This window comes from Burkholderia pulmonis (assembly GCF_984667975.1).
In genome coordinates this window covers 2,243,192-2,263,250 of the sequence record NZ_OZ480187.1, presented here as the reverse complement: position 1 = coordinate 2,263,250, position 20,059 = coordinate 2,243,192, and the positions used below count along the sequence as shown (strand labels likewise).

Below are 20,059 nucleotides of genomic sequence, written 5' to 3'. Positions count from 1 at the left end.
AGTCGATGCAATTCACGCAAGCGATCGTTCGCCGTCCCGCGCCGTCCTGTGGCGCGGGCCTGACCACCGCCGAACTCGGCGCGCCCGACTACGACAAGACGCTCACGCAGTTCCATGCGTATTGCGACGCGTTGCGCACGCTTGGCGTCGAACTGACCGAGCTGCCGCCGCTGGACGGGTTCCCCGATTCGCACTTCGTCGAGGACGTCGCCGTCGTGACGCCGGAATTTGCGGTGATCACGCGCCCCGGCGCGCCGGCCCGGCGCGGCGAGACGGAGCATATCGAAGCGGCGCTTGCCGCGCATCGCGACCTGCTGCCGATGCAGGCCGGCCGTCTCGACGGCGGCGACGTGATGCTGGTCGGCAAGCGTTTCTTCATCGGTCTGACGGGCCGCACCGACGCGGAAGGCATCGCCGAATTCGAATCGCTGGTGTCGCGCTACGGCTACGCGGTCGTCGCGGTGCCGGTCGGCGCCGGCCTGCACCTGAAATCGGTCGTCAACGCGCTCGGCGACGACACGCTGCTCGTGACCGAAGCGCTGACCGCCCATCCGGCGTTTGCCGACTATCGCCGGATCGCGGTGTCGGCCGCCGACGAATACGCGGGCAACACGCTGCGCGTGAACGGCACGCTGATCACGCCGGCCGGCTATCCGCGCGTCCATGACGCGATCGCGTCGCTCGGCATGCCGCTGCACGTGATCGACACGAGCGAGTTCCGCAAGATGGACGGCGGCCTGACCTGCCTGTCGTTGCGGTTCTAGCCGATTGGCGCGCGGCCGCTTCGGCCGGATAATGTGGCCCCCGCGCGGAACGGCAGGCGTTCCGCGTACCAGCCACGATCCGACCGGAGCGAACGCGGATGACCGACAAGAAGATGCAGCTCGACAAGATCGATCTCCGGATCCTCGACATCCTGCGTACCGACGGACGGATTTCCTACCGGAAGCTGTCGGAGCTCGTGAACCTCACGCCGCGGCCCTGCCAGGCGCGTGTGGAGCGGCTCGAGGCGCTCGGCGTGATCGAAGGGTACCGCGCGGTGATCAAGGCGCCGCGCGCGACCAAGCCGATCGTCGTGATCGCGCAGATCGTGCTGGCCGACCACGGGCGTTCGCAGGCGCCGTTCGAGGACGAAATGCGCGCGAATCCGGCCGTGCTCGATTGCTGGCTCGTCAGCGGCACGTTCGATTTTCTCGTGCGGCTCGCGTGCGAGGATCTCGACGAGTACCGGCGGATCGCGAACGTGTGGCTGGAAAGCCCGCGGTTCCGGATCGAGAAGATCGTGACGACGGCCGAACTGCAGGCGATCAAGCGCAGCGTCGTGTGAGGCGACCGGCCGGGCAGGGCCGGTTTCGAGGCGAATGACCAGGGCAATCGATTTGCATTCCGAATCAAATCGGCTGGCCGGATCACAATCAGGGTGAACACTATGGATGCTATGCAAGCGGCAGCGGAGACGGCCGCACCGTCCGGGACGGCGTTGAAGCGCCGTCTGCAGGGCCGCCACATCGCGATGATCGCGATCGGCGGTTCGATTGGCACGGGGCTGTTCGTCGCGTCGGGCGCGTCGGTCGCGCAGGCGGGGCCGGGCGGCGCGATCGCCGCGTATCTCGCGATCGGGATCATGGTCTACTTCGTCGTCACCGGGCTCGGCGAGATGGCCGCACTGATGCCGGTGTCGGGTTCGTTCGCGATCTATGGCGAGAAGTATGTCGACGAAGGCTTCGGCGTCGCGCTCGGCTGGACCTACTGGTACAGCTGGGCCGTGACGATCGCGATCGAGCTGGTCGCCGCACAGATCGTGATGCGCTACTGGTTCCCGTCGGTGCCGGGCGTGTGGTGGGGCGCAGGCTTCCTCGTGCTGATCTTCCTGCTCAACACGCTGTCGGTGCGCGGCTTCGGCGAATCGGAATACTGGTTCTCGCTGATCAAGGTCGTCACCGTGATCGCGTTCATCGCGGCCGGGCTGTTGATCGCGGCCGGCGTGCTCGGCACCGGGCATCCGGTCGGCTGGCGCAATTTCACGACGGGCGACGCGCCGTTCGTCGGCGGCGTGCACGCGATGATGAGCGTCGCGCTGATCGCGGGCTTCTCGTTCCTCGGCACCGAGCTGGTGGGGATCACGGCCGGCGAATCGGAAAATCCGCGCAAGACGATTCCGCGCGCGGTGAAGCAGATCTTCTGGCGGATCATGCTGTTCTACGTGCTCGCGATCTTCGTGATCGGCCTGCTCGTGCCGTACACCGACCCGAACCTGCTGAAGAGCGACGTGACCGACATCGGCGTGAGCCCGTTCACGCTGGTGTTCAGCCACGCGGGTTTCCCGCTGGCCGCCGGCGCGATGAATCTGGTGATCCTGACGGCCGTGCTGTCGGCCGGCAACTCCGGCACCTACGCGGCGACACGAATGCTGTACAACCTCGCATCGGAAGGGCGCGCGCCGGCGATGTTCGCGACGCTGTCGCCGGGCGGCGTGCCGCGCAACGCGCTGTACGCGACGATGGCGGTCGGCGGGCTGTGCTTCCTCACGTCGCTCACCAACAACCAGAGCATCTATCTGTGGCTGCTCAATACGGTCGGCATCACCGGCTTTATCGCGTGGCTCGGCATCGCGGTGTGCCATTACCGGTTCCGCAAGGGGTTCCTGAAGCAGGGCTACCGGCTCGACCAACTGCCGTATCGCGCGAAATGGTTTCCGTTCGGGCCGCTGTTCGCGATCGCGATCTGCATCGTGATTTCGCTCGGGCAGGATTACCAGGCATTCTTCGCGGCGCGCATCGACTGGATGGAAGTGCTGTCGATCTACGTGTGGATTCCGCTGTTCGTCGCGATCTGGTGGGCGTATCGCCGTGCGCGCAAGAGCCGGCTCGTGCGCTACGAGGAGATGGATATCGGGCCGTGGCTGACGCGCTCGGTCGAGGCCGTCGACGCGGCGGCCACGCAGCACGGGCAGCCGCACTGATCGCACGCGGGGGTAGCGCGGCAACGGGAGCCGGCTGCGTCGCGCGGCCGGCCCCGTCGAAACGGGCCACGCCGCAATGCGCGGTCAGCGCGCCTGCTTCAGCTGCGCCTTCATGAAATCCACCCACGCGCGTACTTTTTGCGGTACGTGTCGCGTCGCGACGTACAGTGCATAGACGTTCTGTTGCGGAAACCGGTACGCAGGCAGCGCATCGACCAGCGCGCCGCTTTCGAGATCGTCGTGCACGAGCCATTCGGGCAGCAGCGCGACGCCGCTGCCCTGGCGTGCCAGTTCGCACAGCACCGACGCGTTGTCGACGACGATGCGCGGTTTCGCATGCGGCCGGAACGCGTGTTCGTTGCCCGCGCGATCGGTGAGCGTCCATTCCGCGATTCGCTCGAGCCGGCTGTGGCCGAGCTGCGGCAGGCGCGCCAGGTCGTCGGGCGACGCCGGTTGCGGGACGCCGGCCTGCGCAGGCAGGCCGGGCGCCATCACGGGCAGCACGTCGTACGTGCCGAGGCAGACGCCGCGATACGGCAGGTCGCGAAAGTGCTCGTGGCGGCCGAGCCGGATCGCGACGTCGAAGCGGTCGCGCACGAGATCGGCCTGCGACGTATGCGTGTCGAGCCGCACGCGCAGCGCGGGATGCAGTGCGGTGAACGCATGCAGCGCCGGTGCGAGGATGCGCGCCGCATACTCGACCGTCGACGTTACGCGCAGGACGCCGGCCATCCCGCCGTGTTCGCCGCGCACCTCGTCGATCGCGCCTTCGGCTTCGTCGAGCACGCGCAGGCAGCGCCGGTAGAAGCGCTCGCCGGCATCGGTCAGCTCGACGCGCCGGGTCGTCCGCGTGAGCAGCGTGACGCCGAGCTCCGCTTCGAGCTGCTTGATGTTGAAGCTGACGGCCGCGCGTGCCTGGTTCAGCGCGGTCGCGGCGGCCGTGAACGAGCCGGCCTCGACCACGGCACGGAATACGACGAAACGATCGAGGCTCACCATGGTCGGGTTGCGGGTCCTGTCAGTGCACTGGATCGCCCGAAGGGTACCCGAATGTGCGGCCGCGTGTGACACGCGGCGCGGCCGTGCCTGCGCCGATTGTCAAAATTTTTCGACCGGACTGGTCGAATCCGGCTGCTTACCGGCCCGGCTGCCGGCCTCTACACTGCGGCGTTTCCTGATGTCCCGGCCGCGCCATGCCAGTCCGTTCCAGAATCGCCGTCGTCTACCTGCTCGGATTCGCGATCGACCTCGCGAACATGTTCATGCTGAACGCCGCCTATCCGGCGCTGCAGCGCGAATTGCACGCGTCGGTCGCGCAGCTGGCGTGGGTCGGCAACATGTACGTGCTGGGCCTGACCGTCGTGATCCCGTTCGGCACGTGGCTGGCGCGCCGCTGCGGCGAGCGCCGCGTGTTCGCGGCATCGTTGCTGCTGTTCGCGCTCGGCAGCGCTGCCATTGGCGCGTCGTCGTCGATCGAAGCGCTGCTCGCGTGGCGGCTGGTCCAGGGGCTCGGCGGCGGGTTGCTGATTCCGGTCGGACAGACGATGGCCTATCGTGCGTATCCGCCGCAGGCCCACGCGCGGCTCACGTCGATCGTGATGATGGTCGCGCTGCTCGTGCCCGCGTTGTCGCCCGCGATCGGCGGTGCGATCGTCGATCGCGGGTCGTGGCGCGCGATTTTCTTCGCGATGGTGCCGATTGCGGCAGCGGCCTGCCTGCTCGCATGTGCGTGGTTGCCGCGCGACGCTGCGCGCGAACGGCCGCCGCGGCTCGACTGGCCGGGGCTCGGCCTGAGCGCCGCGGCGCTCGTCGCGTTGCTGCTCGGGCTGACCGCGGCGGGGCAGCCCGGCAGTGCGGTATTCCCGCTCGCGACGCTGGCGATCGCGGTTGCCGCCGCCACCGGTTACGTGCGGCATGCGCGTCGTGCCGCGTCACCGGTGCTCGACCTGAGCCTGCTCGCGCAGCCGTTGCTGCGCACCGGCGTCGTGGTCTATCTGTGCGTGCCGGGCATCTTCACCGGCGTCAATCTCGTCGCGTCGCTCTATCTGCAGAACGCGCTCGGGTTGAGCGCCGCGCATGCCGGCGCGCTGATGCTGCCGTGGGCGATCGCGGCGTTCTTCGCGATCGCGACGACGCGCCGCTGTTTTCCGCGCTACGGCGCGAAGCCGCTGTTCGCGGGCGGAATCGCGATCGATTGCGTCGGCATCGCGCTGCTCGCGACACCGTGGGCGAGCACCGAAGCCGTGCGCATCGCGGCGTTCGTCGCGATGGGGTTCGGCGCGAGCCTGTGCACGAGCACGTCGCAAAGCGCGGCCTTCACCGAAGTGCCGTCCGACCGGATGGGCGACGCGAGCGCGCTGTGGAACATCAACCGGCAACTGAGCTTCTGCATCGGCGTCGCGGTGCTCGGCAGCGCGCTCAATGCATTGCTCGCGTTCGATGCGGGCCATTCGTCGCTGGCGCCGTACCGCTGGTGTTTCGGGCTGGCGGTGCTGCTGACGTTGCTGCCGCTCGGCCTGATCGCGCGACTGCCCGGGCACCACGCGCCGGTCGCGCAACCCGTTTCATCCCACTTTTGAGAACCTGAGAGCCGTATGAATCTGCCGAATCCGTTTTTCAAGGAAGTCGTCGATACCGTCGCCGACATCGAATGCTGGCTGTCCGGCCGCGCGGGCCGCGAGCGGCTCGCGACGCTGATGGCGCGTTTTTCACCGGGATTTTCGATGATCACGATGTCGGGCACGGTGCTCGATTACGCAGGCGTCGATGCGCTGTTTTCAGATGGGCACGGCGCGCGTCCCGGGCTGGTGATCGGCATCGACGAACTGCGCGCGCTTGCCGTGTGGTCCGACGGCGCGGCGATCGGCTATCGCGAGACGCAAACCGACGGAGAAGGGCGGTGCACGGTGCGGCGCTCGACGGCCATGTTCCGGCGCGAGGCCGATGGCTTGATCGTGTGGCGTCATCTGCACGAAACGCCGGTCGCGGCACAAGCGTGAGCGAGCGCCGCGCCGCTATGCGTCCAGCTCCGGATAGTGCCGGAAGATCCCCATGTCGTTGAACGGGATCCGGCGTTCCGACTCGAGATAGCGCGCGATGGGCGGATGTTGCGCGACGCGATCGTGCAGCGCGACGAGCGCCGCGACTTTCCGCTCCGCGCGTTTCATCGCTTTCGGGAACGCATAGCGCAGGCCTTCGACGATCTGGAACATCGACAGGTCTGCATAGGTCAGCGCTCTGCCTGCGAGATAGCCGCTCCGGTGCGGATTCTGTTCGAGCAGGCGATCGAAATAGCCGAGGAATTTCGGCAGCCGGTTCTCGAGGAAATCGGCCGCGCGCTCGGCCGCTTCCGCCTTCTGGTCCTCGTAGTACAGGCCGCTGCCGATCGGATGATGCGTGTCGTGGATCTCGGTGACGAAATCGGCGAGGGTCAGCTGGATCTGGTGCACCCACAGCCGGCCGGCTTCGTCCTCGGGCGCGAGCCCGAGCCGCGCACCGAGAAACAGCAGGATGTTCGCGGTCTGCCCGACGACCACGTCGCCCGCCTTCAGGAACGGCGGTGCGAACGGCACGCATTCGGCCTTCGTGCTGTCCATCATGCGCATCATGGCCGAGACGCCCATGCCGCGCCCGGATTCGCGCGCGACGTCGACATAGTCGGCTCCGGCGGCCTCCAGCGCGAGCCGCACGTATTCGCCGCGGCCCTGGATCTCGGGCCAGTAATAGAGTTCATATCGCATGCTGTGCTCCTGTTCGTTGAACCGGACGCTGCCGGCTGCGTGACGGCGGGGCGACCATGCGGCGCCCGCTGCGAATAGACAGTCTAGGAGATCGCAGGAAACGTGCCGCGTGCGTCACGTGTCACGCGCCGCGTTCGCCGCCGTCGGGGCCGTAGAAGAACACCCATGTCGAAAAATCGTCGGAGAAGCCGGTGAAGCGATGTTCGGCGTATGCGGGGACGAACAGCGCGTCGCCGGCTGCGACGTCGAATTCGCGCCCGTCGACGATGAAGCGCGACGTACCGGTGGTGACCACGTAGACCTCGTCGCGCGCGTGCGGCTTCTGCCGGTCCTCGATGCGCGGCCGGTACAGCTCGATGTCGAGCGTACCGTGGCGAAACAGCGTCGTGAACAGCGTGCCTTCGTCGTCGAGGCGGGCGAGCGATTCTTTCAGGCCGAGCTTCATCGTGGCGGGCTCCAGGTCCGGATCGTGGGAATGTGCGTTGCGTCGTCGTCGCGCGAGCGTCGGGTCGTCGACACTTCGTGCTTGCCGCGATTTTGCCACCGGCGGAACAGGGAGGCGATTCGCTCGCCACATGTGAAACGGGTTCGTCCATTGGCGAAACAATGGCGGAATCGGGCGGCGGCCGCACGGATTCGACCGGTGCTTTCACCGCAATTTAACCAACGCCGCCTACGATCGCGCTTCGCCCATCGGTGATGCGCCGCGAATCCGGTTCGCGCGCCGCGACCCGATCGTCTTTCCCCTTGACCCCGCGAATTCCGTTGACCGTGCCCGATATCGGGCACGGTCGTCATTCGCATCATTGCGTAGCGTGCCCATGAGTCAGCATTCCCCGGCTTCGTCCCGAAGAACTTTCCTTGCCGCTGCGCCGGCCGTCGCAGCGTCTTCACTGCTGAGCGCGTGCGGCGGCGACGATGTCACGTCGGCGCCGATCAGCGACGCCGCGCTCGCCGCGCAGATGTCCGCGAAGCTGAACGCCCAGCTCGGCGATGCGGCGACGGTCGATGCGATCGTGCCGGCGATGACCGATGTCGGCTTCACGTGGGACCTGCCGACGGTGCCGGCCGCGCAGGTCGGCGCGATCGTTGCATACAGCTTCGGCAATCGTCCGAACGCGGCGAGCGGCAACACGTCGAGCACGGGCGGCAACCAGTCCGCGCTGCCCGATCCGGGGCCCGTCAACGAGGCGCTCGCGGATGCCGTGTACCGCATTCGTCAGCTGAAGCCCGTCAAGGTCTACGCGCAGTGGGAAATCGCGCGCTTTCTCGTGTCGAAATACGGGATGGGCGCCGACGCGCTGTCGTCGGTCGAGCCGGTGATCGCGAACGACGGTTCGATCGTGTACCTGAGTACCGCGGGCGTCGCGGCCGTGGCCGTGTCGCGCGCGGGCGGCGCGGCAGCGATGGGCACCGTCGCGGTGGTCGGCCATCGCGATCATGCGAAGCGCTGCATCCAGACCTCGCAGCAGGCGGGCATGAAGGCGGCTGCCGTCGCCGAGGTGTCGCTGCCGACGACGTACGACCCGCAGTCGGGCCAGCCGTGGACGCGCAACCGCAGCCTCTATCTCGTGCACGACATGTATGCGCAGATGCTGACGCGCGCGATGACCGCGACGATGCAGGCGTTCCCGAAGGGCTGATGCCTTCCGTTTCCCATTCGAATTCCGTGACCATGACGAACCGCCGCCATTTCCTGGCTTCCACATCATTGCTCGCCGCCTCGTGCGCCGCCGCTGCGCCCGTTTTCGCGAGCGACGCACCCGCTTCCGATGCCGAACTGCAGCGCCAGATGCTCGGCAAACTGACGAACGAACTCAACGACCGCGCGGCCGCCGCCGACGAGACCGGCTACCTGCTCGACACGTTTTTCTCGTGGACACCGCCGATCGTCGACGCGGCAGCCATCAACACGATTGCCGCGTTCAGCTTCGGTAGTCGCGCCGGCGCATCGGCCACCGCGCCGGTGCCGGGCCCCGTGAACGAGGCGATCGCCGACGCCGTGTACCAGCTTCGACAGAAGGCCGCGGTGCCGGTCTTCGCGCAGCAGGAAGTCGCGAGCGTGCTCGCGTCGAAATACGGACTGACGGCTGGCGTGACATCGATCGCGACGCCGGCCGCGGTGGCCGGCAGCCCGATTCCGACGCCCGACGGGGTGGCCGCCGCGATCGTAGGGAAGGCCGGCTCGGCCGCCGCGCTCGGCAAGGTCGGTGTAGTCACGCACCGGGATCAGGCATCGATCGCCGTGCGCGTGTCGAATGCGGCGGGGATGCAGGCTGCGGTGCCGGCAGGGCTGTCGCTGCCGGGCGCCTACGACGCATCGGCGCAGCAGCCGGCGATGCGGCGGCGCGATCTCTACCTGATGAGCAACGCCGGCATGCAGCTCGCGATGCTGCGGCTCGACCTGATCAATCGCGAATATCCGAACGGCTAGGCCCGTGGGCGCATGCACGAAGCGCGCTCCGGGCGATGCATCCGCGCGATCGCCGCCCACCGGATCGTGCGTGCCCCGTTTTGCCGGGTAATGCCGATACAGGTATTGGCACTACCAGCCAAACCACTGTTTTTAATGGGTTTTTTCGCGTCTGGCCTGCGCCGTGGCGCGTTCTGCGTGGCATAATCGATTGCATCCGAAAGGCTTGTAGTCACAACGACCCCGCATACCCATGGCACAGACTCTCTACGACAAACTGTGGAACACCCACGTGGTCCACACCGAGGAAGACGGCACGACCCTGCTCTACATCGACCGTCAGCTGCTGCATGAAGTCACGAGCCCGCAGGCATTCGAAGGGCTGAAGATTGCACAGCGTCCGGTGTGGCGCATCAGCGCGAACCTGGCCGTGTCGGACCACAACGTGCCGACGACGGACCGCAGCCACGGCATCGCCGATCCCGTCTCGAAGCTGCAGGTCGACACGCTCGATTCGAACTGCGACGCGTTCGGCATCACGCAGTTCAAGATGAACGACGTGCGCCAGGGCATCGTCCACATCATCGGGCCGGAGCAGGGCGCGACGCTGCCGGGCATGACGATCGTGTGCGGCGATTCGCACACGTCGACGCACGGTGCATTCGGCGCGCTCGCGCACGGCATCGGCACGTCGGAAGTCGAGCACGTGCTCGCGACGCAGACCCTGCTGCAGAAGAAGAGCAAGAACATGCTCGTGAAGGTCGAGGGCGCACTGCCGCGCGGCTGTACCGCGAAGGACATCGTGCTCGCGATCATCGGCAAGATCGGTACGGCCGGCGGCACGGGCTATGCGATCGAGTTCGGCGGCTCGACCATTCGCGCACTGACGATGGAAGGCCGCATGACCGTCTGCAACATGGCGATCGAAGCCGGCGCGCGCGCGGGCATGGTCGCGGTGGACGACACGACGATCGATTACCTGTTGGGCCGTCCGTTCGTGCCGACCGGCGCGGAATGGAACCAGGCCGTCGAATACTGGCGCCAGTTCAAGTCCGACGACGGCGCGCAGTTCGATCGCGTGGTCGAGCTGAACGCCGCCGAGATCGTCCCGCAGGTCACGTGGGGCACGTCGCCGGAAATGGTCACGTCGATCGACGGTCGCGTACCCGACCCCGAGCGCGAGAAGGATCCGGTCAAGCGCGACGCGATGGAGCGTGCGCTGGCCTACATGGCGCTCGAGCCGAACACGCCGATCGAATCGATCAAGATCGACAAGATCTTCATCGGCTCGTGCACGAACGCACGGATCGAGGATATCCGCGCGGCCGCGTACGTCGTGAAGAAGCTGAACCGTCGCGTCGCATCGAACGTGCGGCTCGCGATGGTCGTGCCGGGCTCGGGCCTCGTGAAGGCGCAGGCCGAGCGAGAAGGGCTCGACAAGGTGTTCACGGACGCCGGCTTCGAATGGCGCGAGCCGGGCTGCTCGATGTGCCTCGCGATGAACGCCGACCGGCTCGATCCGGGCGAGCGCTGCGCATCGACGTCGAACCGCAATTTCGAAGGCCGGCAGGGCGCGGGTGGCCGCACGCACCTCGTGAGCCCCGCGATGGCGGCGGCAGCAGCGATCGAAGGTCACTTCGTCGACATTCGCAAGCTGGGGTAACGCGTGACGGCATCGAAGGTCATTGCGCGGCTGGTCGCCGCGCTGGCCCTGGCGGGGCTGGGCTTCGGCCTCGCGGGCTGCAATACCGTCCGAGGCTTCGGCGAGGACGTCAACGCCGCCGGCAACGCGCTTCAGCGCGCGGCGGACTGACACCGCCACCGAGAATTTGTCGATGTGTGCCGGCCGCGTGCCGGCCCTTCAACCGGATAGACGGATCATGGAAAAATTCACTGTACATACCGGCGTCGTGGCGCCGCTCGATCGCGAGAACGTCGACACCGACGCGATCATCCCGAAGCAGTTCCTGAAATCGATCAAGCGCACGGGCTTCGGTCCGAACGCATTCGACGAATGGCGCTATCTCGATCACGGCGAGCCGGGCCAGGACAACTCGAAGCGTCCGCTGAACCCGGACTTCGTGCTGAACCAGCCGCGCTACCAGGGCGCATCGGTGCTGATCGCACGCAAGAACTTCGGCTGCGGCAGCTCGCGCGAGCATGCGCCGTGGGCGCTGCAGCAGTACGGCTTCCGCGCGATCATCGCGCCGAGCTTCGCGGACATCTTCTTCAACAACTGCTACAAGAACGGTCTGCTGCCGATCGTGCTGACCGAGCAGCAGGTCGATCACCTGTTCAACGAGACGGTCGCGTTCAACGGCTACCAGCTGACGGTCGATCTCGACGCGCAGGTCGTGCGCGCGGGCGACGGCCGCGAGTATCCGTTCGAGATCACCGCGTTCCGCAAGTACTGCCTGCTGAACGGCTTCGACGACATCGGCCTCACGCTGCGCCATGCCGACAAGATCCGCCAGTTCGAAGCCGAGCGGCTCGTGAAGCAGCCGTGGCTCAACACCAAGCTGATCGGCTGATCGTGCCTTTCGGGCGGGCGCGCCGGCGGCGCGTTCGCCGGCCTGCCTCCATAACACCCTACCCAGTCAGGAATTTCGCATGAAGATTGCAGTGCTGCCCGGCGACGGCATCGGTCCGGAAATCGTCAATGAAGCCGTGAAGGTGCTGAACGCACTCGACGAGAAGTTCGAACTCGAACAGGCGCCGGTCGGCGGCGCCGGCTACGCGGCGAGCGGTCATCCGCTGCCCGACGCGACGCTGGCGCTCGCGAAGGAAGCCGATGCGATCCTGTTCGGTGCGGTCGGCGACTGGAAGTACGACTCGCTCGAGCGCGCGCTGCGCCCCGAGCAGGCGATCCTCGGGCTGCGCAAGCACCTCGAGCTGTTCGCGAACTTCCGTCCGGCGATCTGCTATCCGCAGCTCGTCGATGCGTCGCCGCTCAAGGCCGAGCTCGTCGCGGGCCTCGACATCCTGATCGTGCGCGAACTGAACGGCGACATCTACTTCGGCCAGCCGCGCGGCGTGCGCGCGGCACCGGACGGCCCGTTCGCCGGCGAACGCGAAGGCTTCGACACGATGCGCTATTCGGAGCCGGAAGTGCGCCGCATCGCGCACGTCGCGTTCCAGGCGGCGCGCAAGCGTGCGAAGAAGCTGCTGTCGGTCGACAAGGCGAACGTGCTCGAGACGTCGCAGTTCTGGCGCGACGTCATGATCGACGTGTCGAAGGAATACGCGGACGTCGAGCTGTCGCACATGTACGTCGACAACGCGGCGATGCAGCTCGCGAAGGCGCCGAAGCAGTTCGACGTGATCGTCACGGGCAACATGTTCGGCGACATCCTGTCGGACGAGGCGTCGATGCTGACGGGTTCGATCGGCATGCTGCCGTCGGCGTCGCTCGACAAGAACAACAAGGGCCTGTACGAGCCGTCGCACGGTTCGGCGCCGGACATCGCGGGCAAGGGCATCGCGAACCCGCTCGCGACGATCCTGTCGGCCGCGATGATGCTGCGCTATTCGCTGAATCGCGCGGAGCAGGCCGATCGCATCGAGCGCGCGGTGAAAACGGTGCTCGAACAGGGTTACCGCACGGGCGACATCGCGACGCCGGGCTGCAAGCAGGTCGGTACGACCGCGATGGGCGACGCCGTGCTCGCGGCGCTGTAACGCGATGCGGCACGCATAATGTAGAAAGGGCGCGAACGGGCCGCGAAATTCGGCCGGTTCGCCCACGGTTGGCCGTTGTGCGGGCCACCGGCTTTGTGTAGACTCGAACGATGGCGCTGATTTCCCTGATCTCCCCGGTCCTGAAACTCCACGGCAACACTGCCCGTGCGGGTGCGCGCGCCATCGTCATCACGAAAACCATTACCACGAAAACGATCATTAAACGCTGATCGCCGTCGTGCCCGCCTGTTTCCCCGCGCGGTCACGCGGGGACGGAAATGGCGGGGAAGCTCCATTCAAAGCAAAGGGTTAGTCATGAACGTAGGTCTCGTAGGTTGGCGCGGCATGGTCGGCAGCGTCCTGATGCAGCGCATGCAGGAAGAAGGTGATTTCGACCTGATCGAACCGGTGTTTTTCAGCACCAGCAACACGGGCGGCAAAGCGCCGTCGTTCGCGAAAAACGAGACTACGCTCAAGGACGCGACCAACGTCGACGAGCTGAAGAAGTGCGACGTGATCATCACGTGCCAGGGCGGCGACTACACGAACGACGTGTTCCCGAAGCTGCGCGCGGCCGGCTGGAACGGCTACTGGATCGACGCGGCATCGTCGCTGCGGATGAAGGACGACGCAGTCATCATCCTCGATCCGGTCAACCTCGACGTGATCAAGGACGCTCTCGTCAAGGGCACGAAGAATTTCGTCGGCGGCAACTGCACGGTCAGCCTGATGCTGATGGCGCTCGGCGGCCTGTTCCGCGAGAACCTCGTCGACTGGATGACGGCGATGACCTACCAGGCCGCATCGGGCGCGGGCGCGCAGAACATGCGCGAGCTGCTGTCGCAGATGGGCACGCTGAACGGCGCGGTTCAGGAACAGCTCGCCGATCCGGCTTCCGCGATCCTCGACATCGACCGCCGCGTGCTGGCCGCGATGAACAGCGATGCGATGCCGACGAGCCACTTCGGCGTGCCGCTGGCCGGCTCGCTGATCCCGTGGATCGACAAGGATCTCGGCAACGGGATGTCGAAGGAAGAGTGGAAGGGCGGCGCGGAAACCAACAAGATCCTCGGCAAGCCGGCGATGGGCGAGCCGGGCTCGATCCCGGTCGACGGCCTGTGCGTGCGAATCGGCGCAATGCGCTGCCACTCGCAGGCGCTGACGATCAAGCTGAAGAAGGATGTGCCGCTCGACGAGATCAACGGCATCCTCGCGTCGGCGAACGACTGGGTGAAGGTCGTGCCGAACGAGCGTGAAGCGTCGATGCGCGACCTGTCGCCGGCGAAGATCACGGGCTCGCTGACGGTGCCGGTCGGCCGCCTGCGCAAGCTCGCGATGGGCGGCGAATACCTGTCGGCGTTCACGGTCGGCGATCAGCTGCTGTGGGGCGCGGCCGAGCCGCTGCGCCGCATGCTGCGCATCCTGCTCGACAAGTAAGTACGCTGCCTGTCCGGCCTGCGGGCCGGGCGGTGCATGACAACGCGCCGCGTCGGCCTCGAGATTCGAGGCTGGCGCGGCGCGTTTTTCATGCGCGGATCAGCGCAGGTTCAGCAGCGTCTGGTCGACCGCCTGCTGGGTCTTGATCGTCTGCGCGTTGGCCTGGTAATTGCGCTGCGCGGTGATCAGGTTCACGAGCTCGGTCGTCAGGTTGACGTTCGAGTTTTCCTGCGCGTTGCCCTGCAGCGTGCCGTGGTTCGTGCTGCCCGGCGCGGAGATCTGCGGTACGCCCGACGCGGAGGTTTCCGCATACTGGTTGCCGCCGATGTTCACGAGCCCGTTCGGATTGTTAAAGTTCGCGAGCGCGATCAGGCCGAGCACCGCGCTCTGGCCATTCGAGTAGTTGCCGGTCAGCTTGCCGTCGGTGCCGATCGAGAACGTCGTCAGCGTGCCGCTCGCGAAGCCGTCCTGCGCGAGATTGGTCACACCGTCCTTGCCGCCGAACTGCGTCGTGCCGCCCAGGTCGAGCGTCAGGTTCTGCGGGTTGGCGCCGCCCGTCGTGTTCGGGATCGAGAACGCGAACTGGCCGAGGCTCGGCGTCGGCTGGCCGGTCGCGGCCGACGTCGTCGAGCTGATCCGGCCCGATGTGTCGAACGTGACGGTGCCGAGGTTCGTCGGCGTCTGGCCCTGCACGCCCGCGTAGGCCTGCCACGTGCCGGCTGCACTCTTCGCGAAGTACATCGTCACCTGCTGCGAGCCGCCGAGCGTGTCGTAGACCTGGATCGACGAGTTGTAGTTGTATGTCGTGTTGTCGCTCGCGTTGAACGGCGTCTTGGTCGGCACCTTGTCCTGCGAGTTCAGGTTGAACTGGCCGGTGATCTTGCTCGTTGCCCGCGGCGCGATGTTGTTGGTCGGCGCCTGCAGCGGTACGGTCTGCGCGGTGTTGATCACGCCGCCCGCGCCGGCTGTATAGCCCATCAGGTTGCGGCCTTGCGCGTCGACGATGGCGCCGTTCTTGTCGCGGTGGAACGTGCCGTCGCGCGAGTACGTGGTCACGCCGTTGTTCGACATCTGGAAGAAGCCGTTGCCGTTGATGGCGACGTCGAGCGACGACTTCGTCGTATTGATCGTCCCCTGGCTGAAATTCTGCTCCACCGATGCGAGCTGCGTGCCGATGCCGATCTGCGTGTTGACCGATGTCGCGACCGAATTCGCGTACATGTCGGCGAAGTTCGCGCGCCCCTGCTTGAAGCCAACCGTGTTTGCATTCGCGATGTTGTTGCCGATCACGTCGAGATTGCTCGACGCGCCGGCCAACCCGCTCAAACCCTGCTGATAGCCCATGTTCGATCCCCGTAACGAGCTGGTGAGTGAATGCAGTCGTGCGACTGCGCGATGACCCTCTGGCACTTCACGGCATCAACCCGGCCGATCGCGCTCCAGCCTTTCCGGCATGTGCAGGCACGAAGGTCGAAATGTGCCGATTCCTGTCTGAAGACGATCCTAGCGACGGCAATTATTTGATCTGTGTAATTTTGTGTAATGTAATTGAATTGATGAAGAAATGACTGCTTTTGTATGAGCAATGGATCGGGTTGTAGGCTATGAAAGCCTTATGGGGCGGGGGTTTGGCGGGGGAAATCTTCATTTCTCCGATAAGAGAGGGGAATTGCCTTCTTATCGTGGAATTGAAATTTATTGGAATGGGATTGGCTGCCGGTTGGGAGTTTTTTGATTTCCGGCTGTTAATCCATTAACGGCAGGGGATGCGAATTGTTGAGCGAACTCGCCCGATCCCGTCGCCATGATCCTGCAGCCGACGCCTGGCGGGCGCGGAAAACCGCGTCATGCGGCTGGCGCGGAGCGATGCGGCCGCGCCCGCTTTCGGCGCACCTGCGCGGGCTCGTGTCGATCGATCCGGAGCGCTGGTTGCGGCGGGCGGACCGAACGGCACGGATGCCAGATCGCGCCTGGTTGCACCTGTCGGCGATGAATTCGGCCCGAACCCGATCGCGTGAAGTAAACTACGCGGTTACGACGCACAGACCCGCCGAAAGCGTCGCGTTCCGCGCGACGCTTTTGCATTTCTGCGGCAACTTTATTGACGCTTTCAACCGCGAATCCGAGCCGCGCCCGCGCGCGGCGATAGAGCCAACGATGTCCCGAATTTCCTTGTTTCCGCGTCAGTCCCGTCTGTCGCGTGCCGTGCGTGGCGCGCTGGCGATCCTGGCGCTCGGCACAGCCGCATCGGCCTGGGCGGCCGGCACCGGCGAACTGCCGGTGTCCGCTGCCGGCGGCGCCGCGCCGCTTACCGTGACGGTCCAGCCCGGCCAGTCGCTGAACGACATCGCGAAAGCGGCGACGCAGTCGCACGATCCCGGCGTGCTCGCGCGCGCCGGTCGCGCGCTGTTCGATGCCAATCCGCAGGCGTTCATGAAGCACGACGCGAGCCGCCTGAAAGTCGGTGCGACGCTGACCGTGCCCGCACTCGACGCCACCGGCGCGGCCCTCGTGCCGGCCGGTGCATCCGCCGCCTCCGGTACGGCGGCCGCTTCTGCGCCCGCCGCCGCTTCGGGCGGGGCGGCCGGCGTGCAGCATGGCGCGTCCGCGCCGCATCCCGTTTCGGCCGTGCAATCCGCGCCGGTGGCGCCGGCCGTGCATGCGGTGCCGGTGAGCGGCGCGAGTGCCGCGCTGGTTGCGGGGGCGTCGGCTTCGGGCGGCGCTTCGGCCGCACATGGTGCGTCGTCGCCTGTCGAGAGTACGCCGGCGGCGCCCGCCGCAGGTGCAAGCGGGCCGCATGTGTGGAGCGGGGCGATCCAGTCGGCACCGTCGTCCACGAGCGAAGCCGCGGTTCAGCCGATGCCGGGCAGCCCGGTTTCGGATGCCCGCGAACCGGCCGGCGCGGCGCCGGCCACGGGTGCGTCGCAACCGCGCCCGTCGAGCTTGCAGCAATTGCTGGCGCTGAAGAATCGTGTGCTGATGGAGTTGCAGAAGCACGGCATCGGCAAGCCGGCGACGACCGGCGTGGCGCCTGCGCCCGCCGCGCCGCGTCCGGCCGCGAATGACGCTGGTGCGTCGGCCGCTGCGTCGACGGCGGGCGAAGCCGCATCGGATGTGGCCGCCAGTGCGCCGCAGCCGGCGTCGGCTTCTGCGCAACCGGTCGCACCTGTCGCACCTGTTGCGACGCCGGTACGCCGTACCGAGCAGATGGACTGGCGCCCGGCCGCCGTGGCCGGTGCTGCCGTGATCGTCCTCGCGGCCGGTTTTGCGTGGCGCAAGCGCCGGAAAGGCCGGCAATCGGACGATGCCGGTACGGCGGCGGCCGGTGCCGCAGCAACGGGTGGCGCGGCGGTTGCGGAAGCGCAAGCTGGACCGTCCGTCGAACGCGAACTGCCGATCCAGCCGGAAATGCCAGTTGCGCGCGACGCGGCCTCCGACATGAACCTCGCCGCGGCGACTGCCGCAGCGGCAGAGACGATCGAGCCGCCTGCGGCAGAGCTATCGCCTGCGCCTGAAGAGGCGACACGCGACGAGCCGCACGAATGGCCACCTGCGCATGCCGAGGTGTCGCCCGTGAGCGATGCGGTGCCGGTTGCGGCGCCGGCGCGGCATGACGCGGAGCCGGCAGAAAAAGCAGCAGTTGACGACCAGCCGGCTCAGCCGGCCGAGCAGGCAGGGCAGGTCGATGCACCCGTCGCGCCTGCGGCGGCCGAAGCGCAGCACGCCGCCCTGATGCAGAACGCGATCAGCGCGCTCGGCAGCCTCGACATGCCGCTGCCGCCGCGCACGTCGGACGAACCGTCGTTGACGCCGGACGAGCTGTCCGCGCAGGCAGGGCAGTTCGATGCCGAAAAAATCGCAACTAACGGTCAAGTCGCGCAGCATCCGGCGATTGGCGCGAGTGAACCGGCCCCTGAACACCCGGCCGACCAGGACGACGAGTTCGATTGGGATCCGGACGCGGCAACACCTGCCGGCCACTCGGGCAGCCCGTTCGCGACGTCATCGCTGCCGCCGCTCGGCGGCGCGCAGTTCGGCGCGCTGAAGCTCGATTTCGATCTCGACCTGCCGTCCGCGCCGGGCGCCGCGCTGCCTGCGCTCACGCCTGAAGAGCTCGTGCGCATCGCGCGCAACAAGCTCGATCTCGCGGCCGAGTACGTCGAGCTGGGCGACCTGTCGGGTGCGCGGACGCTGCTGCAGGAAGTCGTCGACGCGAACGACGCCGCGACGCGCGACGATGCGCGCGCGCTGCTCGCGAAGCTGGCGGACGAGGCGTGATGCGGATCGCGCTGGGGATCCAGTACGACGGTGCGGCGTTCTGCGGCTGGCAGGCGCAGCCGCACGGCAAGACCGTCCAGGACCGGCTCGAACACGCGCTGGCCGAGTTCGCGCGCGTGCCGTTGCACACGACGGTGGCCGGGCGGACCGACACCGGCGTGCACGGACTCGGGCAGGTCGTGCATTTCGATACCGATCTCGAGCGCGAGGTGTTCTCGTGGGTGCGCGGCACCAACGCATTCTTGCCGCAGACCGTGTCGGTGCAGTGGGCGAAACCGATGCCGGATACGTTCCATGCGCGGTTCTCGGCGTTCGAGCGCACCTATTACTACGCGCTGTACGTGCATCCCGTGCGTTCGCCGATGCTGGCCGGGCGCGCGGGCTGGATCCACACGCCGCTCGACGACGACGCGATGCGCGCCGCCGCCGCGCACCTGATCGGCGAGCACGACTTCTCGTCGTTCCGGTCGTCGGAATGCCAGTCGAAGACGCCGGTCAAACACCTGTATCGGATCGATGTGCGTCGCGCGGGGAATTTCGTCCATTTCCGCTTTCGCGCGAACGCGTTCCTGCATCACATGGTGCGCAACCTGATGGGCTGCCTCGTCGCGGTCGGGCGCGGCCGCTATCCGGCCGACTGGCTCGCCGACGTGCTGGCCGGGCGCGACCGCAACCTTGCGGCGCCCACGTTCATGGCCGACGGGCTGTACCTCGCCCGCGTCGGCTACCCGGCGGAATTCGCCGTTCCGGCCGCGCAGCTCGGCAGCGTGCCGTGGAGCAGCGTCTGGGCCGATCTGGACCCTCAATCATGACGGAGCACGCTGTGACCCCTTCGAATTCCGCCGCGACCGGCCTGGCGCCGCGTACGCGCATCAAGCTGTGCGGGCTGTCGCGTCCCGAGGACGTGCTGCACGCGGCGGCGCTCGGCGCCGATGCGATCGGCCTCGTGTTCTACCCGAAGAGCCCGCGCGCGGTGACGATCGCGCAGGCGGCCGAGCTGGCCAGCCTCGCGCCGCCGTTCGTGTCGGTGGTCGGGCTGTTCGTGAACGCGACCGAAGCCGAGATCGAGGCCGTCGTGCGCGACGTGCCGCTCACGGTGCTGCAGTTCCATGGGGACGAGACGCCCGCGCAGTGCGACGCGCTCGGCCGCGCGGCACGGCTGCCGTGGCTGCGCGCCGTGCGCGTCGGCCCCTCGACGCAGCCGTCCGATTTGGTAGAATCGGCACTTCATTATTCGAAAGCGCGCGGCCTCCTGTTCGACACCCTGGTGCCGGATTACGGTGGTAGCGGCAAGGTCTTCGATTGGTCTCTTATTCCCGCAGAGCTCGCGCGTCGGGCCGTTTTGAGTGGTGGCTTGAACGCGCAAAACGTCGGTGATGCGATCCGCCAGCTGCGTCCGTTTGCTGTCGATGTCTCGAGTGGCATCGAAGTGGAGGGCGCGAAGGGCGTGAAGGATCACGCCCGGATGGCGGCGTTCGTACGCGCGGTGCGCGAAGCGGACGCCGGGTGATGCAAGCCGGTGCGGCCTGACAAGCGGGGCGCGCCGACCGA

Annotated in this window: 21 protein-coding genes; 17 read left to right on the top strand and 4 right to left on the bottom strand. The window is 67.1% G+C overall.

Annotation, left to right across the window (positions count from 1 at the left end):
- Positions 1 to 5: 5 nt before the first annotated feature.
- The 3 genes from AC5LXK_RS26815 to AC5LXK_RS26805 all read left to right on the top strand — a co-directional run bounded on the left by AC5LXK_RS26815 (position 6) and on the right by AC5LXK_RS26805 (position 2,962).
- Entirely contained in the window at positions 6 to 764 is a 759-nt protein-coding gene (locus tag AC5LXK_RS26815) for a dimethylarginine dimethylaminohydrolase family protein (protein WP_493391691.1), read from the top strand.
- A 98-nt stretch (positions 765 to 862) separates the two neighbouring features.
- Entirely contained in the window at positions 863 to 1,327 is a 465-nt protein-coding gene (locus AC5LXK_RS26810; RefSeq protein WP_021158710.1) for an Lrp/AsnC family transcriptional regulator, read from the top strand.
- 102 nt (positions 1,328 to 1,429) lie between these two features.
- Positions 1,430 to 2,962, top strand: a complete 1,533-nt coding sequence (locus tag AC5LXK_RS26805) for an amino acid permease (RefSeq protein ID WP_493391690.1) — start codon at positions 1,430 to 1,432, stop codon at positions 2,960 to 2,962.
- Between the two features lie 84 nt (positions 2,963 to 3,046).
- Here AC5LXK_RS26805 and AC5LXK_RS26800 read toward each other — a convergent pair whose 3' ends face one another.
- The gene (locus AC5LXK_RS26800) at positions 3,047 to 3,961 is read right to left on the bottom strand and encodes a LysR family transcriptional regulator (RefSeq protein ID WP_493391689.1); all 915 of its coding nucleotides are present in this window, start codon (positions 3,959 to 3,961) and stop codon (positions 3,047 to 3,049) included.
- Between the two features lie 194 nt (positions 3,962 to 4,155).
- Here AC5LXK_RS26800 and AC5LXK_RS26795 point away from each other — a divergent pair, with 194 nt between their 5' ends.
- Both AC5LXK_RS26795 and AC5LXK_RS26790 read left to right on the top strand, forming a co-directional pair.
- Positions 4,156 to 5,541, top strand: coding sequence for an MFS transporter (locus tag AC5LXK_RS26795; RefSeq protein ID WP_493391688.1), 1,386 nt, complete (start codon positions 4,156 to 4,158; stop codon positions 5,539 to 5,541).
- A gap of 15 nt (positions 5,542 to 5,556) precedes the next feature.
- A complete protein-coding gene (locus AC5LXK_RS26790; RefSeq protein WP_493391687.1) occupies positions 5,557 to 5,961 on the top strand; it encodes a DUF4440 domain-containing protein in 405 nt (134 codons plus the stop codon).
- 15 nt (positions 5,962 to 5,976) lie between these two features.
- On the opposite strand, the gene AC5LXK_RS26785 is transcribed toward AC5LXK_RS26790, so the two are convergent.
- Positions 5,977 to 6,702 carry a glutathione S-transferase gene (locus AC5LXK_RS26785; protein ID WP_493391686.1) on the bottom strand — a complete coding sequence of 242 codons (726 nt, stop codon included), beginning with the start codon at positions 6,700 to 6,702 and terminating at the stop codon, positions 5,977 to 5,979.
- A 121-nt stretch (positions 6,703 to 6,823) separates the two neighbouring features.
- On the bottom strand, positions 6,824 to 7,147 hold the full coding sequence (locus tag AC5LXK_RS26780) for a cupin domain-containing protein (protein ID WP_493391685.1): 324 nt from the start codon (positions 7,145 to 7,147) through the stop codon (positions 6,824 to 6,826).
- Between the two features lie 376 nt (positions 7,148 to 7,523).
- Between AC5LXK_RS26780 and AC5LXK_RS26775 the strand changes: the two genes are divergently transcribed.
- The 8 genes from AC5LXK_RS26775 (at position 7,524) to asd (ending at position 14,230) form a co-directional block, all read left to right on the top strand.
- On the top strand, positions 7,524 to 8,345 hold the full coding sequence (locus AC5LXK_RS26775) for a hypothetical protein (protein WP_493391684.1): 822 nt from the start codon (positions 7,524 to 7,526) through the stop codon (positions 8,343 to 8,345).
- A gap of 32 nt (positions 8,346 to 8,377) precedes the next feature.
- Positions 8,378 to 9,136, top strand: a complete 759-nt coding sequence (locus AC5LXK_RS26770; RefSeq protein WP_493391683.1) for a Tat pathway signal protein — start codon at positions 8,378 to 8,380, stop codon at positions 9,134 to 9,136.
- A gap of 232 nt (positions 9,137 to 9,368) precedes the next feature.
- A complete protein-coding gene (gene leuC, locus AC5LXK_RS26765; RefSeq protein ID WP_493391682.1) occupies positions 9,369 to 10,778 on the top strand; it encodes a 3-isopropylmalate dehydratase large subunit in 1,410 nt (469 codons plus the stop codon).
- A gap of 3 nt (positions 10,779 to 10,781) precedes the next feature.
- Complete coding sequence (locus tag AC5LXK_RS26760; RefSeq protein WP_124826391.1) at positions 10,782 to 10,928, top strand: entericidin A/B family lipoprotein; 147 nt, start codon at positions 10,782 to 10,784, stop codon at positions 10,926 to 10,928.
- A 67-nt stretch (positions 10,929 to 10,995) separates the two neighbouring features.
- Positions 10,996 to 11,646, top strand: coding sequence for a 3-isopropylmalate dehydratase small subunit (leuD, locus tag AC5LXK_RS26755; RefSeq protein ID WP_493391681.1), 651 nt, complete (start codon positions 10,996 to 10,998; stop codon positions 11,644 to 11,646).
- Between the two features lie 79 nt (positions 11,647 to 11,725).
- A complete protein-coding gene (gene leuB / locus AC5LXK_RS26750) occupies positions 11,726 to 12,793 on the top strand; it encodes a 3-isopropylmalate dehydrogenase (protein ID WP_493391680.1) in 1,068 nt (355 codons plus the stop codon).
- A gap of 110 nt (positions 12,794 to 12,903) precedes the next feature.
- Positions 12,904 to 13,023, top strand: coding sequence for a hypothetical protein (locus AC5LXK_RS26745; protein WP_006756675.1), 120 nt, complete (start codon positions 12,904 to 12,906; stop codon positions 13,021 to 13,023).
- 85 nt (positions 13,024 to 13,108) lie between these two features.
- Positions 13,109 to 14,230, top strand: a complete 1,122-nt coding sequence (asd, locus tag AC5LXK_RS26740) for an aspartate-semialdehyde dehydrogenase (protein WP_493391679.1) — start codon at positions 13,109 to 13,111, stop codon at positions 14,228 to 14,230.
- Between the two features lie 99 nt (positions 14,231 to 14,329).
- On the opposite strand, the gene flgE is transcribed toward asd, so the two are convergent.
- Complete coding sequence (gene flgE, locus AC5LXK_RS26735; protein ID WP_493391678.1) at positions 14,330 to 15,574, bottom strand: flagellar hook protein FlgE; 1,245 nt, start codon at positions 15,572 to 15,574, stop codon at positions 14,330 to 14,332.
- A 26-nt stretch (positions 15,575 to 15,600) separates the two neighbouring features.
- Between flgE and AC5LXK_RS26730 the strand changes: the two genes are divergently transcribed.
- The 4 genes from AC5LXK_RS26730 to AC5LXK_RS26715 all read left to right on the top strand — a co-directional run bounded on the left by AC5LXK_RS26730 (position 15,601) and on the right by AC5LXK_RS26715 (position 20,018).
- Positions 15,601 to 15,798 carry a hypothetical protein gene (locus AC5LXK_RS26730; protein WP_493391677.1) on the top strand — a complete coding sequence of 66 codons (198 nt, stop codon included), beginning with the start codon at positions 15,601 to 15,603 and terminating at the stop codon, positions 15,796 to 15,798.
- A gap of 589 nt (positions 15,799 to 16,387) precedes the next feature.
- On the top strand, positions 16,388 to 18,508 hold the full coding sequence (locus tag AC5LXK_RS26725) for a motility hub landmark protein FimV (protein WP_493391676.1): 2,121 nt from the start codon (positions 16,388 to 16,390) through the stop codon (positions 18,506 to 18,508).
- Complete coding sequence (truA, locus tag AC5LXK_RS26720; protein ID WP_493391675.1) at positions 18,508 to 19,320, top strand: tRNA pseudouridine(38-40) synthase TruA; 813 nt, start codon at positions 18,508 to 18,510, stop codon at positions 19,318 to 19,320. Before AC5LXK_RS26725 ends, truA begins: the two co-directional genes overlap by 1 nt.
- The gene (locus AC5LXK_RS26715; protein ID WP_493394064.1) at positions 19,317 to 20,018 is read left to right on the top strand and encodes a phosphoribosylanthranilate isomerase; all 702 of its coding nucleotides are present in this window, start codon (positions 19,317 to 19,319) and stop codon (positions 20,016 to 20,018) included. The genes truA and AC5LXK_RS26715 overlap by 4 nt, the downstream gene beginning before the upstream one ends.
- The last annotated feature ends 41 nt before the right edge of the window (positions 20,019 to 20,059 follow it).

Coding starts and splice junctions, on each gene's coding strand:
- AC5LXK_RS26815 (WP_493391691.1), top strand. CDS start 6: ATGCAATTCACGCAAGCGATCGTTCGCCGTCCCGCGCCGTCCTGTGGC.
- AC5LXK_RS26810 (WP_021158710.1), top strand. CDS start 863: ATGACCGACAAGAAGATGCAGCTCGACAAGATCGATCTCCGGATCCTC.
- AC5LXK_RS26805 (WP_493391690.1), top strand. CDS start 1,430: ATGGATGCTATGCAAGCGGCAGCGGAGACGGCCGCACCGTCCGGGACG.
- AC5LXK_RS26800 (WP_493391689.1), bottom strand. CDS start 3,961: ATGGTGAGCCTCGATCGTTTCGTCGTATTCCGTGCCGTGGTCGAGGCC.
- AC5LXK_RS26795 (WP_493391688.1), top strand. CDS start 4,156: ATGCCAGTCCGTTCCAGAATCGCCGTCGTCTACCTGCTCGGATTCGCG.
- AC5LXK_RS26790 (WP_493391687.1), top strand. CDS start 5,557: ATGAATCTGCCGAATCCGTTTTTCAAGGAAGTCGTCGATACCGTCGCC.
- AC5LXK_RS26785 (WP_493391686.1), bottom strand. CDS start 6,702: ATGCGATATGAACTCTATTACTGGCCCGAGATCCAGGGCCGCGGCGAA.
- AC5LXK_RS26780 (WP_493391685.1), bottom strand. CDS start 7,147: ATGAAGCTCGGCCTGAAAGAATCGCTCGCCCGCCTCGACGACGAAGGC.
- AC5LXK_RS26775 (WP_493391684.1), top strand. CDS start 7,524: ATGAGTCAGCATTCCCCGGCTTCGTCCCGAAGAACTTTCCTTGCCGCT.
- AC5LXK_RS26770 (WP_493391683.1), top strand. CDS start 8,378: ATGACGAACCGCCGCCATTTCCTGGCTTCCACATCATTGCTCGCCGCC.
- leuC (WP_493391682.1), top strand. CDS start 9,369: ATGGCACAGACTCTCTACGACAAACTGTGGAACACCCACGTGGTCCAC.
- leuD (WP_493391681.1), top strand. CDS start 10,996: ATGGAAAAATTCACTGTACATACCGGCGTCGTGGCGCCGCTCGATCGC.
- leuB (WP_493391680.1), top strand. CDS start 11,726: ATGAAGATTGCAGTGCTGCCCGGCGACGGCATCGGTCCGGAAATCGTC.
- AC5LXK_RS26745 (WP_006756675.1), top strand. CDS start 12,904: ATGGCGCTGATTTCCCTGATCTCCCCGGTCCTGAAACTCCACGGCAAC.
- asd (WP_493391679.1), top strand. CDS start 13,109: ATGAACGTAGGTCTCGTAGGTTGGCGCGGCATGGTCGGCAGCGTCCTG.
- flgE (WP_493391678.1), bottom strand. CDS start 15,574: ATGGGCTATCAGCAGGGTTTGAGCGGGTTGGCCGGCGCGTCGAGCAAT.
- AC5LXK_RS26725 (WP_493391676.1), top strand. CDS start 16,388: ATGTCCCGAATTTCCTTGTTTCCGCGTCAGTCCCGTCTGTCGCGTGCC.
- truA (WP_493391675.1), top strand. CDS start 18,508: ATGCGGATCGCGCTGGGGATCCAGTACGACGGTGCGGCGTTCTGCGGC.
- AC5LXK_RS26715 (WP_493394064.1), top strand. CDS start 19,317: ATGACGGAGCACGCTGTGACCCCTTCGAATTCCGCCGCGACCGGCCTG.